The 13,973-nt window shown below is 70.6% G+C and carries 13 protein-coding genes and 2 pseudogenes; 7 read left to right on the top strand and 8 right to left on the bottom strand.

Going from position 1 to position 13,973, the window contains the following annotated elements; translation table 11 throughout:
- Window positions 1-174 precede the first annotated feature (174 nt).
- The 3 genes from ACFV9H_RS15735 to ACFV9H_RS15725 form a co-directional block, all read right to left on the bottom strand.
- The gene (locus ACFV9H_RS15735; RefSeq protein WP_385398028.1) at window positions 175-1,071 is read right to left on the bottom strand and encodes a hypothetical protein; all 897 of its coding nucleotides are present in this window, start codon (window positions 1,069-1,071) and stop codon (window positions 175-177) included.
- Window positions 1,068-2,081, bottom strand: a complete 1,014-nt coding sequence (locus ACFV9H_RS15730) for an SPFH domain-containing protein (protein ID WP_385398026.1) — start codon at window positions 2,079-2,081, stop codon at window positions 1,068-1,070. The genes ACFV9H_RS15735 and ACFV9H_RS15730 overlap by 4 nt, the downstream gene beginning before the upstream one ends.
- Window positions 2,082-2,299: 218 nt before the next feature.
- The gene (locus tag ACFV9H_RS15725; RefSeq protein ID WP_385398024.1) at window positions 2,300-3,712 is read right to left on the bottom strand and encodes an aminopeptidase P family protein; all 1,413 of its coding nucleotides are present in this window, start codon (window positions 3,710-3,712) and stop codon (window positions 2,300-2,302) included.
- 150 nt (window positions 3,713-3,862) lie between these two features.
- Between ACFV9H_RS15725 and ACFV9H_RS15720 the strand changes: the two genes are divergently transcribed.
- The 3 genes from ACFV9H_RS15720 to ACFV9H_RS15710 all read left to right on the top strand — a co-directional run bounded on the left by ACFV9H_RS15720 (window position 3,863) and on the right by ACFV9H_RS15710 (window position 6,772).
- Entirely contained in the window at window positions 3,863-4,846 is a 984-nt protein-coding gene (locus ACFV9H_RS15720) for a LuxR family transcriptional regulator (RefSeq protein WP_385398022.1), read from the top strand.
- A gap of 542 nt (window positions 4,847-5,388) precedes the next feature.
- Window positions 5,389-6,081, top strand: coding sequence for a hypothetical protein (locus ACFV9H_RS15715; protein WP_385398020.1), 693 nt, complete (start codon window positions 5,389-5,391; stop codon window positions 6,079-6,081).
- Between the two features lie 208 nt (window positions 6,082-6,289).
- Window positions 6,290-6,772: a hypothetical protein gene (locus tag ACFV9H_RS15710; protein WP_385398148.1), complete on the top strand. Its 483-nt coding sequence runs from the start codon at window positions 6,290-6,292 to the stop codon at window positions 6,770-6,772.
- Window positions 6,773-6,893: 121 nt separating this feature from the next.
- On the opposite strand, the pseudogene ACFV9H_RS15705 reads toward ACFV9H_RS15710, so the two are convergent.
- Both ACFV9H_RS15705 and ACFV9H_RS15700 read right to left on the bottom strand, forming a co-directional pair.
- Window positions 6,894-7,008, bottom strand: a pseudogene (locus ACFV9H_RS15705) (IS5/IS1182 family transposase); the annotation flags it as partial.
- 60 nt (window positions 7,009-7,068) lie between these two features.
- Window positions 7,069-7,455: a hypothetical protein gene (locus ACFV9H_RS15700; RefSeq protein WP_385398018.1), complete on the bottom strand. Its 387-nt coding sequence runs from the start codon at window positions 7,453-7,455 to the stop codon at window positions 7,069-7,071.
- A 467-nt stretch (window positions 7,456-7,922) separates the two neighbouring features.
- Between ACFV9H_RS15700 and ACFV9H_RS15695 the strand changes: the two genes are divergently transcribed.
- From ACFV9H_RS15695 to ACFV9H_RS15685, 3 genes are all read left to right on the top strand, one after another.
- Window positions 7,923-8,507 carry a DinB family protein gene (locus tag ACFV9H_RS15695; RefSeq protein ID WP_385398016.1) on the top strand — a complete coding sequence of 195 codons (585 nt, stop codon included), beginning with the start codon at window positions 7,923-7,925 and terminating at the stop codon, window positions 8,505-8,507.
- A gap of 118 nt (window positions 8,508-8,625) precedes the next feature.
- Window positions 8,626-8,955 carry a hypothetical protein gene (locus ACFV9H_RS15690; RefSeq protein ID WP_385398142.1) on the top strand — a complete coding sequence of 110 codons (330 nt, stop codon included), beginning with the start codon at window positions 8,626-8,628 and terminating at the stop codon, window positions 8,953-8,955.
- A gap of 138 nt (window positions 8,956-9,093) precedes the next feature.
- Window positions 9,094-9,663, top strand: coding sequence for an SMI1/KNR4 family protein (locus ACFV9H_RS15685; protein WP_385398014.1), 570 nt, complete (start codon window positions 9,094-9,096; stop codon window positions 9,661-9,663).
- A gap of 19 nt (window positions 9,664-9,682) precedes the next feature.
- Here the strand turns inward: ACFV9H_RS15685 and ACFV9H_RS15680 are convergent.
- The 3 genes and pseudogenes from ACFV9H_RS15680 to ACFV9H_RS15670 all read right to left on the bottom strand — a co-directional run.
- Window positions 9,683-10,102, bottom strand: a pseudogene (locus tag ACFV9H_RS15680) (IS5 family transposase); the annotation flags it as partial.
- A gap of 6 nt (window positions 10,103-10,108) precedes the next feature.
- Window positions 10,109-10,726, bottom strand: coding sequence for a LysE family translocator (locus tag ACFV9H_RS15675; RefSeq protein WP_385398012.1), 618 nt, complete (start codon window positions 10,724-10,726; stop codon window positions 10,109-10,111).
- Window positions 10,723-12,261 carry a DUF885 family protein gene (locus ACFV9H_RS15670; RefSeq protein WP_385398010.1) on the bottom strand — a complete coding sequence of 513 codons (1,539 nt, stop codon included), beginning with the start codon at window positions 12,259-12,261 and terminating at the stop codon, window positions 10,723-10,725. The genes ACFV9H_RS15675 and ACFV9H_RS15670 overlap by 4 nt, the downstream gene beginning before the upstream one ends.
- A 53-nt stretch (window positions 12,262-12,314) precedes the next feature.
- On the opposite strand from ACFV9H_RS15670, the gene ACFV9H_RS15665 reads away from it, so the two are divergent.
- Window positions 12,315-13,757 (top strand): PLP-dependent aminotransferase family protein, encoded by a 1,443-nt coding sequence (locus ACFV9H_RS15665; RefSeq protein WP_385398008.1) that lies wholly within the window; start codon window positions 12,315-12,317, stop codon window positions 13,755-13,757.
- The last annotated feature ends 216 nt before the right edge of the window (window positions 13,758-13,973 follow it).

The following is a 13,973-nucleotide window of genomic DNA, read 5'->3' as shown; positions in this document are numbered from 1 at the left end:
TCCAGCGTGCCCAAGTCCCGGCGGGGAAATATGGGTTGGCCGAGCCGCCGGCCGCGTGGCTTTGCCGGCAACCGGGGGCGGGGGTGATCTGCCAGGCCAGGCCAGGGCCGTTGCCTCGGCGAAGGAAGCCCGAACCGGTGCGTTGCAGCCGTCACGGCCGGCCCGGCGGGACGCTCACGTGAGCAGGCGCAGTGATGTCGCTGCGATGCCCAGTCGTACGCTCTGGCCCCAGGTCAGCTGCAGGGCATCGGCCTCCATTCCGTCGCCGAAGACCACGATCCGGTCCGACTCCACGGTCAGTCGCAGTCCTTGCTCCTGTTCCAGATGGCCGGAGATCCTTGAGGTTCCGGTCGCGGGCGATGGCCACGCCTCGCGCACGAACCACAGGAGTCGGCGGTCGCACGGAGCGGGCAGCTGTGCGGTGCTGCCGCGCTCCAGCCACAGGGAGCGCAGCCAGCCGGTGGCGCCGGTGCCGGTGCCGACGAGTACCCCGGAGGACGCCTGGGCCTCGCCCGGGCCTTCCTCGCCGTCAGGGCCCAGGCGGTAGCGGGCCGTCTGATGGCCGGGCGGGCCCAGGTAGATCTCGTTCAGTGCGAGGAGGCGCTGGGTGTCGTCGGCTACGGCTTCGACCATGGTCAGGTCCTCCGTCCGTCCCCCGGTGGTCGCGGCACGCAGAAGGCCGGCCGTGTCGGCGCAGCGGTGACGTACCAGGACTCCGGGGTTGCGTCCCGGGTCGGTGTCGATGCCGACCACCGGCTGCCCGGAGAGGTACTTCGCCGTGTTGGCGACCAGCCCGTCCTGCCCGACCACGACCACCACGTCTTCCGGCGCGAACAGGAAGCGGTCCAGGTCCGCCCGCTCGACCTGGGAGCTGCGCCAGGTGAGTGGTACCGCCGCCGCCACCTCCCGCAGCGCCTGCCGGGTCCGGTCGTGGCGGTTGACCACCTCGTCGATCGAGCGGCCCCGGCTGGACAGGAAGAACGCGGCTTGCCCGTGTGTCCCGTGCCGGTCGAGCAGTTCCTCGTACTCGGTCCTGCGGTGTACGAGCACCGCTCGCGGGGCCAGGCTCATGCGTCCGCCCCGGAATCCGGACGCCCGAGCCTGCCGAGGAGGCCGGTGAGGACGTCCGGGGTGAGCGTGATGCTCTCGATCCGCGGCAGGTTCTCCGCCAGCCGGGTCGCCGCCAGGGCGTACAGCGTGCCCGGGCCGGTCTCGCCGTGTACCTGCAGCCAGGCAGCCTGGGCCTCGGCACGTGCCGAGCCCGTCGCGCGTGCCGCCTCGGCGTCCGCGCGTGCCAGACGGACCTTGCGGGCCGCCTCGGCCTCGGTTCGTACGCTGTCGGCAGCCGCCTTCTCCTCGGCCTCGCGACGGGAGTTGATGCCGCGCTGCTCGACCAACTGCTCCTCGCGCCGGGCCAGTTCGATCTGACTGGCCAGTTCGTTCTCGGCGATCGCACGTTCACGCTCGACGGCGACAGCCCGCCGTTCGTAAGTGGCCCGGTCCGCCTCCTGCTGGATCTGCTCGCGGGCCGGGGTGCGCAGGGCGCGCTCCACCTCGGCTTCGGGCCGGATCGCGACGACGCGCACGGCCACCACTTCGATGCCGGTGGCCGGGAGCCTGGGCTCGGCGGCGAGACCGGCGGCGACGCTCCGCCGTACGGAGGCGACGCCGTCCACCAGGGCGACGGCCAGCGGGGTCCGGGCCAGCGCGTCGAGCGTGTGCTGCTGCGCGGTCTCGGTGAGGAGGGTGGAGATCTGCTCCAAGGGCGCGCCGCGCCAGCTCCCGGTGTCCGGATCGACGGAGAAGTCGAGCCGGTCCGCCGCCTCGGCCGGGTCGCTGATCCGGTAGGTGACGGTGGCCTGCACGGTGACGTCCTGGAAGTCGGCCGTACGGGCGTGGAAGGCCATGGCCAGCTCACGGTCGTCGACGGGTACTTCGGACAGCGCCGCCGACAGCGACCGGTACCAGAAGCTGAGCCCCCGGCCGTCATGGACGAGTCGGCCGCGCTTGTGGTGGCGGATGTGGGTGGTGGGCGCGGATCGCAGATGACGCCAGCCGAAGCGCCGGGTGATGTCGGCCATGGTGAACCCCCTCAATTTCGTCAACATGACGATAATCGTGAGTGCCGATATCGTCAAGAGGACGAAAAGAAGGGGGTCGTCGTGCACCCGAGGAGGGTCGTCCGATGGGCCGAGGCCGGAAGCCGGGAGGCTCCGGCCGCCCACGGTCCCGGTTGTGACGGACCGTGGGCGGACAGCCGGCGGATCATGCGGGCACCGGGACTTCCGGGGCTCTCCCGTCAGCCCGCGACGCGCGCCATCCACGCCTCGACCGCGTCCGACGAGCGCGGCAGACCCGCCGACAGGTTCTCGTGGCCGTCGGCCGTCACCAGCAGGTCGTCCTCGATCCGCACTCCGATGCCGCGCCACTCCTCGGGCACCGTGAGGTCGTCCGGCTGGAAGTACAGGCCCGGCTCCACCGTGAGCACCATGCCCGGCTCCAGCACGCCGTCGACGTACTCCTCGTTGCGGGCCTCAGCGCAGTCGTGGACGTCCAGGCCGAGCATGTGGCCGGTGCCGGCCATGGTGAAGCGGCGCTGCAGACCGAGTTCGTACGCGCGGTCCGCCGGGCCCTCGATGAAGCCCCACTCGACCAGCTTCTCCGCCAGGTACCGCTGCGCCGCCACGTGGAAGTCGCGGTAGGCGGCCCCCGGCTTGACGGTGGCCATGCCCGCCTCCTGGGCCTCGTACACCGCGTCGTACACCTTGCGCTGCACAGGCGTGAATGTGCCGCTGATCGGCAGGGTGCGGGTGATGTCGGCGGTGTAGAGGGTGTGCGTCTCCACGCCGGCGTCGAGCAGGAGCAGGTCGCCGGGGCGCACCGGTCCGTCGTTGTCGGTCCAGTGCATGATCGTGGCGTGGTCGCCCGCGGCGCAGATCGAGCCGTATCCGACGGAGTTGCCCTCCAGCCGAGCGCGGCGGAAGAAGGTGCCCTCGATCCACCGCTCGGAGGATGCGACCGCCCGCGAGAGCTCGCCGATGCAGTCGGTGAAACCGCGAACGGTGGAGTCGACCGCCTTGCGCATCTCGCTGATCTCCCACGCGTCCTTGACGAGGCGGAGCTCGCTCAGAGCCTCCTCGAGTTGGGCGTCGCGCTCCGCGTCGGTGGTGACGGCGGCCTCCAGCGCCGGGTCGACGCCGCGGACGATGCGGGTGGGCGCGTCCGGGGCGGCGGCCAGGTCGCTCGCCGCGGTGCGGACGTCGCGGCAGGACAGCCCGAGCGTGTGCTCGGACTCGGTCAGGGAGGAACGCCGGCCCATCCACAGCTCGGCGGTGTAGCCGAGCCAGAACTCGTCCGTGTCCCGGCCGTCCCGCGGCAGCTGGTAGCAGTACGCGTCGTGGCCGCCGTCCGGGCGCGGTTCGAGGACGAGCGCGCCGTCGCGGGCTTGGTCCCCGGTCATGTGGACGTAGCCGGAGTACGGGCGGAACGGGTAGGTATCGTCGTTCGAGCGGACCTTGAGGTTGCCGGACGGGATCACCAGCCGCTCGCCGGGGAAGCGCGCGGAGAGTGCGGCACGGCGGCGGGCCGCGTACGGAGCCTGCTCGTCGCGCGGGAGGTCGCGCCGTTCGGTGTTCGCCCAGCCCGTCTTCATCAGAGCGGACAGTTCTTCGGAGACCCCCGAGTAGAGGCCGTTCTTCCGACCCTTCGCCACGTCGTGCACCTTCTTCCGGATGGGTTCGACTGCCGCTCGAGGCCTCGGCGACTCCCGGACGGTACTGCGGGACGGCGCGACGATGAGGGTCGGTCGTGCCAGTGGCACTGATCGGCCATACTCGCCTCGCGGGCGCCGATAATGCGGTTCATGGCGAACACGAAACTGGGCGAGGCCCTACGGCTGCTGGGGATCGATCCAGCGGCGGGCCGCGTGTACCTGGCGCTCCTGGAACTGGCCCCCGCTCCGCTCGGTGCGATCGGGGCGGCGGCCGGACTGGACGGCGCCGAACTCGCCGCGGCGTACGGCGAGCTGGTCGATGCCGGGCTGGCGAGCGCCGCCGGAGAGGGAGCGGACGTGGTGGCGCCGGTGCCGCCCGCCGCGGGCCTGGAGATCCTCGCCCGGCACCGGGCGGCGGAGCTGGAGGAGTCGCGTATCAGCGTGGGCGGTGCGTTCGAGACGTTCCGACGCCAGCGTCTCGCGGCGTACAACGACAACCTCGTCGAGGTGGTGACCGGTGACGCCATCGGCCCGCGGATGCGCCACGCGTGGGCCAGCGCCCGCGAGCAGATCCGGCAGCTGGACTCGCCGCCGTACTTCCCGCTGGCCGGCGCCACCGACGATGCACTGGCGACACTCGCCCGCGGCGTGACGCAGCGGGTCGTCTACTCGAAGGCGTCGCTGGAGATGCCCGGGCAGCTGGAGACGGCCATCGAACCGTGCATCGAGGCCGGCGAGCAGGCCAGGGTGGCGCCGTCGGTGCCGGTCAAGCTGGTGGTCATCGATGAGGCGTACGCGCTGGTGTCCCTGTCGATCAGAGAGGCGGACGTGCACAACACGATGCTGGTGGTACAGCCGTGCGGCCTGCTCTCGGCGCTGATCGCCCTGTTCGAACAGACCTGGCAGGCAGCCCTGCCCCTGCACGGCCGCGCCACCCGCCCGGCCGGCCTGCCGCCGGCCGACCGTCGGCTGCTCCGCCTCCTCGCCGGAGGCGCGAGCGACGAGGTCATCGCCCGTGAACTGGGCGTCAGCCGACGTACGTTCTTCCGACGGCTCCAGATCCTGATGGCCCGTCTGGGCGCTGAGAACCGCTTCCAGATGGGCCTCCAGGCGCAGCGCTGTGGCTGGCTGTGAACGGGGACCAGCCTGCGCGGTGGCGAAGACGGGCCCGGCGGTCCGCCGGGCCGAGCCGGGGAGCCCCTGGAGTTCTGGGTGACGCCCGATGGTCGAACAGGGCCAGGCCGTGCATCCCCGGCCGAGGTGTCAATCGCGGTGTCAGCCGGGGCAGCCGGCGCTCTTCGGCGGCAGGGGACGCCGTCCACGAGGCGGGCGTCGACGAGCCTGTCCGTGCACGAGGATCCGGACGTGCAGGCGCCATGACCGGTAGGAGACCAGCATCAGAGGCGGGGCCTCGGCGGCGGTGATCCGCCGGCACGTGCCGGCGGATGCCACGCGTCAGGCCGCGCACCCGACCATGGTCCAGGCGTTGACCCGGCGCCGCACCGCCGACTCGAACGGCTCGGCACCGACCTGAGCAGCTCAGGGACGCGCTTCGGGTCCACGCTGCGTGATTTCGTTCTTCCCCCGGACTCAGAGCCTGCTTACGCTCGGACCGCTTCGGTGCGAGGCGATGTGCTTGTTCCCGGCCCGGTGAGGCGGTTGCGATGCCTGGATGGATGGACTTGGTGTACACCACGGCCGGCGGTGTTGTCGGCGCCGCGGTGACCAACTACCTCTCCATGAACCAGGAGCGCCGGCAGCTGCGCGCAGCGGTCATGCAACAGCTCCTCCGCGTTCAAGCGGTGCGCGACAGGGCCTGCGACATCATGCCGAACCGGAGGGAGAGCCCGTCGCGGCACTCGGTCGGGGCACGACTCCTGGTCACGGCCCGTTTTGGCGTCACGGCGGTTCTGGAGGACGGCAGTCACGCTGAGCACGCCCAGCGGGAAGCGATCTCAGATCTTGTGGTGGCCGCGCTCTCGGCCGGCATACCCCGCGGGGTCTTGGACTTTGCCGGGGGCGGGGAGGAACGTGCCTTGCAATGCGAGGTCATCGGAATGGTCGATCTCCGCCTGGGTGGTGTCCTGGGTGAGTCCCTCGAAGAACTCATGACGCAGTGTGAGGAATATCGCCAGGCGACAGCCCAACACCTGCTCCGGGCGCTGTGGCACCCATGGCAGACGCGGTTGTGGATGCGCGTGCGCCTTCGCGTGTTGCGTCAAAACGCCGCCGCGCTCCATCGCCGACAAGAAGCGGCGATGTCCGTCCTGGCTCAGCCGGAGCACATCAATGCACTCGCACAGCTACTCGGCGCTCCCCTTTCGGATCGCGACCCAGAACGCGTCGACAACCCGCGACTTCCGGATTAGACAACGCAACCGAGCCGTCACCCCTCTGCTTGACGTCGCGCCGTGACTTCGCGACATGAACGGCACCCGCCGGGTGCGGCAGCCATCAGACTGCGCGCCGCCGAGCCAAGGGCTGAAGGGCGGACGCCGAGCGTCGCTGTCCTGGCTGAAGCCGCGTATCCGTGATAGCCCTTCGCGTGGAGCAGTCTTGGTAAGGCAAAGTGTTCAGATGAAGAAGCGGCAGAAGATATGTCTCAGCGTTCGCGTCGATACTGACGAGACGCCGGAGAAGCCGGTCAAGGCTCTGGAGCAGGTCGCCGCGAGCGTCGGACGAGCGTTGAACTGCACCTTTGCCGAAGGTGAGTTCCAACGGTGGTACGCACAGGTCGCGGACGTCTTCGGCCTCAGACTCTCCGTGGCCGGTGTGGGTGGCATCGGCGGCAAGTCGGTGGCCAAACTCGTCGGCGCAGTCGCCGAGAAGGGCTTCCGCTACGCCCCGGACGGCAGCGACCATGTCGAGTACGACCGAGTGGACATCAGCGCCTACATGGTCGATCTGCTCACCATCCGCACCGGGCTCGAGTGGTACCAGCCCACCCCCGAAGACCTTGCCGCCGAACGCGGAGCAGCCGGCAGATTCGATGACTGGCTCGGGCAAGTCGGCCCGCAGGGATGGACCAGAGACGACGAAGAAAAGTTCGGCGACTGGTAATGCGGACTTTCACGGCGAAGGACGGTGGCCGTACCCGCGTGGCCAGCGGGGGCCCGGGCGGTGATCCTGCCGGCTCGTGGAGAGAATGACGGATAGCCTGAGGCGTCCGCCCGAACACCAGCCGGTCCGGATGCCGCTCGCGCTCCGGATTCCGAACTCGAACGCTGGACCATCGGCAGCAGCGGCTCGACTACTGCCCACAGCTCGTCGTCGGCTTCCCACGGCTTCGGCCGCACCGTCCCACACCCCCGGATCTTCAACCCCGGAGCGATCCGACCACCTCGAAGATCATTCTGTTAGGAGTTCTCAGAGGCCCCGAACAGTCGGCGGAGGGCGCCTCGTCCGCGCTTCGGGCGGTAGTCGAACGGGATGCTTTCGGGCGGGCGGGCCGGATCGTCCTGCGGGTGGGTCCGGCGGAGCGCGGCCTCGAACTCCTCCTCGGTCCGGGCCTGCCAGAGCGGCATGAAGTACGGGTTGCCCCCGGTGCCCCACACCGCCCCGGTCCGCTTGAGGACGATGGTGGGCCCCAGCCCCATGACGAACGCGGCCTGATCGCCCATCAGGTACGCGTCAGGTTGCGGTGACACGGAGAAGGCGAAGCCGATGTCGACGACGCGCCCGTCGTAATGACGCCATCCGTGCCGATCCTTGAGCCAGGCGACCAACGTGTTCTCCGCGAGCATGCGGCCGATGATGTCATTGGACGCAGGATTCGAGAAGTCGGCGGCCTGGCGGGTGCGAGGCCGGTGGCAGCGCCACGCGAGGGACCGCAGGTGCCTGCGGTGCGTGGGCGGCGGAGGGGTCGTGGTGGGGTTGCGCGGCAGTGCAATGGGTTGCACCATGCCGTCTCGGCGTCCGCCGGCCGCCGCAGGCCGGGCTTCATGCCGGGCTGGTCATTGCCGATGGGTAGTACATCACCAAAACGAGGCTCTGAATGGCCTGGCGTCGTCTCTTGAGTCACATGAGGCAACTCCCATCGCTCCGGTGCCCTTTCCCAGCACCGAAAGTGTCCTCGTCGCGCGAAGACCTCGAACAACCCCGGAGCGATCCAACCACCTCGAAGATCATTCTGTTAGGAGTCTCTGCCAGTCGTTGCGGACCACGTACGGGATCTTGAGACCACGAGCAGCCCATGGCAGGCTCATGCCGCATGATCGATGAATTCGCGAAAGACAACCTGCACGGGAGACTGCGGCGGGACCGCGAGGCGCTGCTCTGGAAACTCGACGGCTTGTCCGAATACGACGCCCGTCGGCCTTTGACAGCGACCGGGACCAACCTCCTCGGCCTGGTCAAACACGTGGCCACCGTCGAGGCCAGGTACTTCGGAGAGGTCTTCGACCGCCCTTCCCCGGAACCGCTGACCCGGTGGCAGGACCACAACGGCAGTGATCTGTGGGCGACCGAGGACGAGACCCGCGATCAGATCATCGGGTTCTACCGGCGCACGTGGGAGCACTCGGACGCGACGATCAACGAGCTTCCCCTCGACGCCCCCGGCCACGTGCCGTGGTGGCCGGAGCCTTATCCGAACACGAACCTGTTCGCCATCATGGTCCATGTCCTCGGCGAGTCCAACCGGCATGCCGGGCACGCCGATATCCTGCGCGAGGGCCTCGACGGCCGGACCGGGGTGCGCGCCGAACACGAGAAGCAGATCGACGAGGAAGCCCGTGCGGCCTACTGCGCGAGGATCGAGCAGGCCGCCAGGTCGGCCGCACCAATCAAGGCTTAGAGGTTGTCTCACGCGACTTGATGCTCGTGCGGCATGCCGCCGGGGGAGTGGTGGGTGCGCCAAAAGGGGGGATCGCTGACCGGGCCGAACCCGGTCGACCGCGGCGACAGGCAGCAAGCTGCACGTGCTGTCCGATGTCCAGGGCATCCCGCTCGCCGTCGCCGTGCCGGCGCGAACATGCGCGACAGCCTCGCCCTCAAGCCGCTCATCCGCGGCATACCCGCCGTCCGGTCCCGCCGGGGGACCACGGTGGCGCCGACCCGTCAAACTCCGCGCGGACAAGGCGTACTTCTCCGCCGAACACCTGGCCCGGCTGCGCGAGCGCGGCTCGTCGCGCGCATCGCGCCCGCCCGGCATCGAGTCCGGCCAACGTCTCGGTCGGCACCGCTGGAAGATCGAACGGTCGATCGCCTGGCTCTTCGGCCACCGCCGCCTCACCGTCCGATAGGAACGAAAGGGCTCGCGCTTCCTCGCCTTCCTCGGCACTGCGTGCCTGGCTGACCTCCATTGCCGGGTCGATGACGGAGGTGCTGCGGTTGGTGGATCCGCTTATGGGGTGTCACACGGGCCTGGCAGGCTGCTGTCCATGACGGATGATCCCATCGAGACACAGACACCGAAGCGCCGTATCACGGATCCGGCAGAGGCCCTCGCAGCGCTTGAGCGCGCTATCCCAGGTTTGGTCGACCATCGCCGAACAGCGCCGGCTGTGCTCGACTGGGCCTTGGTCGAGGAGGGCTTGGGCACCGCACTGCCATCCGACTACAAGCACCTCGCCGAGTGGTACCCGACGTTCGCCATCGGCGACTACATTCTGGTGAGCCTGCCCGAGCCAGGCGAAGAACACCTCGTGCACCGTGGCTTTCAGAGCACGCTGGAGGTACTTGTCGACGCTTGGCTGGAACCCGATCTCGACCTGCCGGCCTATCCCGCACCGGGTGGCCTTCTGCCGTGGTCGGAGTCGGACGAGAGTGACAAGTTCATGTGGAGCACCGCTGGAGAGACCCCGCAGGAGTGGTTCGTCACCGTGGCGGGTCGCGGCGGAGCTTGGTGGCACGATGAGGGCGGGGCAGTGCAGTTCCTGGCCGAACTCTGCGACAACACACTGGAACCCTGGGGCCTGCGCATTTTCGACCCCGAGGTGACGCCCTGCTGAACTGCGGCTCAGAACGTGATCAGCAGGTCAGACGGCGGTGGCAGATGCGGGCTGCGGCTATGCCTACGAAGGCGAGGAAGTGTTCCGGCTTGTGTTCGTAGCGACGGTGTAGTCGGCGGCAGCCGGCCGGCCAGGGCACGGCCCTCTCCACAACCCATCGGTGGCGGCCGAGCCTCTGTGAGGACTGGATGCCCTTGTGGGCGATGCGGTGGCGGATCCCGCGCTTGCGGAGCCGTCGGCGCAGGTGGTCGTAGTCGTAGCCCTTGTCCGCGTGAAACTTTCCAGGCCGCCTGCGGCGCGGACCTCGACGAGAGCGGATGGGCGGGATCCCGCGCACGAGCGGTTCCAGACCCTGGCTGTCGAGCAAGTTGGCACCGGAGATGCCCAGAGGCAAAGGCAGCCCGTTCCGGTCGGTGATCGGGTGGATCTTCGATCCCCGGTGCGTTCAGATGAAGACCAGGGCGGCCAGGCCGAGGTAGATGCCACCGGTCAGGTATGGCAGCCGGCGGGCACGGCGCGGTGTCCCGCGGAGCCGTCTGGTGAGTGCGGCGCCTATGAGTGCGTAGCAGAGGTCCAGCGCGAGGGCGATGGACAGGAAGACCATGCCGAGTACGAGCATGCGTGCGCGACTCTCCGATGGAGGCAGGCCGGTGGGCAGGAACTGGGGGAGGAAGGCAAGGAAGAACAGGACGACCTTGGGATTGAGCAGGTTGACGAGGATGGCGTCGCCGTAGAGCCGGAGCAGTCGGCGTTGCGGGGGCCGTTCGGTGCCGACAGCGGGTGGCGGGTCCCGGTGCAGCGTCCGTACGCCCAGGTAGGCGAGGTAGCCGGCGCCCGCGTAGCGCAGGACGATGAGGGCGAGCGGGTGGTCGGCGACGAGCGCGGCCAGTCCGCAGACGGCGGCGATGACGTGGAGGAGCGTGCCGGTCTCCACGCCGAGGGCCGAGACGATGCCGGCCCGGCGTCCGTCCTGCACGCTGCGCGTGACGATGTAGATCAGGTTGGGTCCGGGCACGGCGACCAGGACCAGCGAGGCCAGGGCGAAGGCGGCGAGGGAGGTCATCCGCGTTCCAGTGCCGTGTGCAACAGGCCGAGGGGCGGGGCACCGAGGTCGAACAGGGCGCCGTGGAACCGGCGGAGTGAGAAGGCGCCGCCCCAGCGTGCCCGGGCCTGCTCGCGCAGATCGAGTACGGCGAACTTGCCCCAGGTGTAACGGCCGTAGGTGGGGTCGAACAGCCCGCGCTCGGCCTCGTGCAGGGCCGCGGGACCGGCCAGCGAGACGTCCTCGGCGAACCGCGCCGCCGCGTCCGGAAGGGTCATGGCTCCGGTGTGCAGTCCGATCGCGCAGGCGAAGCGGGTGACCCTGCGCAGCGCGTCCTGGGCGACGGCGACGGCGACGCGTGGGTCGCCGTCGCGGAATCCCTGTTCCAGGGCCAGCTCCTCGCAGTAGTGGGCCCAGCCCTCGATGAAGGCCTCGGAGTGCAGCGTGCGGCGGACGTCGGTCGTCGCCCGGCGCAGCGCCCTGCCGTGGCTGGCGTGGCCGGGTGCCACCTCGTGGATGGCCATGTTGGGCATCAGGGTCCGGTTGAAGCCGGTCGACAGCCACTGGTTGCTCTCGGCCCCGTTCCAGCTGTGGTCCGGGAGGGTGACGCGGAAGCTGCTGGGTGCGTCGGCCTCGTGGGGCGCGGACGCGAAGAGGCCGGCCAGCGCCCGGCGCTGTGATGCGGGCATCGGCCGGACGTCCACTTCGACGTCGTGGTGGGGCACCAGATCGTGCCGGGCGGTCCAGGCGACCGTCTCGTCGACGAGCGCGGCGAACTCGTCCAGCAGGCCGTCGGCGTCGGGGTGGTCGGCCTGGAGGGCCCGTACGGTGTCGGCGGGTGCGGCCTTGGGGTCGATGCGGCGCAGCGAGTCGTCGAGCAGGGCACGCAGGCGGTCCCGTTCCGCGTCCACCCTGGCGGTCATCGCGGTGAGGTCCACGGTGCAGGCCTCGGCCGCGCCGAGGAGCCGGGCGAGTGCGGGGCCGCCGAGCGCGGCCGATGGCCGGCCTTCACGGGCGGCTCGCTCCAGGTGGGTCAGGAGCCGGGCGTGTGCCCGTTCGGCGGCGGCGTGGACGGGGCCGCCCCGGGGGTCGAGAAAGGCGGCCAGTCCGCGGGCGAGCGGGAGCGTGGCGTCGGCCAGCGCCGCGGGCACGCGGTCCAGTGCCGCGATCGCCGCGTCCACGGCGTCCGGCCAGCGGCGCAACTGGGCCGACCGGGCGGCGTCCCGCTCGGGCTGGGGCGCGTAGGGGCGGTCGTAGCCGGACAGGTCGAGGTTCTCGATGTGCCACAGCGGGTTGCTCCGGTGCAGTTCGAGCTCGCCGAAGCGGACCCGGAGGGCTTCCTCGGCAGCCGCCGCGTGCGCCTCGTCGTGCGGGTCCGCGTAGGGCTCGGTGCCGGCGGGGCCCCCGAGGGCGGCGAGAGCACGCCGGACTCCGTCCGGAGACAGGTCCTGGACGGCTCCGTCGTACTCGTGCCTTCCCGCGCCGTCCCGCGCGGCGAAGACGGACAGGTCACAGATGGCGGTCAGCCGGGGGTCGAGGACTGAGGTGGATGTCATGCCGTTAGCCTCGGTCGGCGGCGGCTCGTACTGCCGTGCCAATGGAGGGGAAAGTGGACCGGAATCTCGAGGTGTCCGAGCCGGCCGGGCTGATCGACCTGCTGGGCGACTGGAGTTCGGCCGAGGGCCCGCTCTACCGGCGGCTCACCGATGCGTTCGTCCGAGCCGTACGGTCCGGGGACCTGCGCACCGGTGACCGCCTTCCGTCCGAGCGGCGGCTCGCCGACGCACTCTCGGTCAGCCGGGCGACGGTGGTCGCCGTCTACGACGCACTGCGCGCGTCGGGCCTGGTCGAGACCCGCCGGGGCAGCGGCACACAGGTGTCGGGAGGCGCCGTCGTCCACCGGGTGCCTGTGGACGGGCGGGTGCGCGGCGGCCGGGCCGGCGGGGTCATCCAACGGCTGGTGGCACAGCCACCGAACCTCATCTCCCTGGGGCAGGCGGCCGAGGCCGGCGGTCCGGATCTGGCCCGGGCGTTGCTCGACCTCGTCCGTGAGGACCTGCCCGGGCTAATCGGTGACGCGGGCTACCACCCGGCCGGGCTACCCGCGCTGCGGGCGGCGATCGCCGCCCACCACACCGCGCACGGGCTGCCGACCACGCCGGACCAGGTGGTGGTGACGACCGGCGCCACGCAGGCCGTCACCCTGAGCGCCCAGCTGTACCTCGGGCGCGGGTCGACCACGATCGTGGAATCCCCCGGGTGGCCGGGCTGCCTGGATGTCTTCAGGGCGGCCGGCTCCCGGCTGGTCGGCGTCCCGCTGGACCCGGACGGCATCCGGATCGACCGGCTTGCCGCCGCACTCGCCGAACACCGGCCCGCGCTGCTCTACGTCATGCCCACCTACCACAACCCGACCGGCACCCTGATGTCCGCCGGACGCCGTCGCCGGGTCGCCGAGCTCGCCGCCGAACACGGCGTCACCGTCCTTGAGGACAGCGCCCACGCCGCGGCTCTCGCTCCGGGGCAGGCTCCGCCGCCGATCGCCGCGAACCCCGCCGGGGGAACGGTGCTGACGGTGGGTTCACTGTCCAAGGCGGTCTGGGGCGGCCTGCGGATCGGTTGGATCCGCGCGCCGCAGGACACCGTGGCACCCCTGGCCCGCCTCAAGGCGCTGGGCGACCTCGGCAGCCCCGTCCTCGACCAGGCCCTCGCCGCCCGCCTGCTGCCCGAGCTCCCCGCCCTCGCACCCGAACGGGACCGCATCCTCCGAGAGCGGCTTGCCACCATGACCCGGCTGCTGGCCCAGCAGCTTCCGGACTGGCGCTGGCAGGAACCGCAAGGAGGCTCCGTCCTGTGGATCCGGCTGCCGCCGGGCACGGATGCCCAGATCTACGCGCAGCTGGCACTGCGCCACGGCGCGGAGGTCATCCCCGGTGCCACGATGGATCCGACCGGCACCCACGACAACTACCTCCGCCTCCCCTACTCCTTCGCCCCGGAGACCGCGGCAGAACTCGTCGGCCGCCTCGCGGCAGCCTGGGCCGCGATCTAGTCGGGTTCGTCTGGGCTCCCGTTCGGGCATAGTCCTGGACTCCGGGCGAGAGCCGTGCGCTGGGCCGGAATGAGCCGGCCGTGCTGGGCTGTGTCGTTGATTCCCCGACCTCGTCGCGGCGGCCGTCGAGTAGCTGCCTGCTGGCCGGGCCGCCCTCATCGCCACGTCCACGCCTCCGCTCCAGCACGGGGATTCGAGCTCCGGAGCTCCGTGGTG

It is taken from the genome of Streptomyces sp. NPDC059874 (assembly GCF_042731135.1).
Lineage (GTDB): Bacteria > Actinomycetota > Actinomycetes > Streptomycetales > Streptomycetaceae > Streptomyces.
Note: the sequence above shows the minus strand (reverse complement) of the source record. Positions and strands in the feature narration are given on the sequence as shown.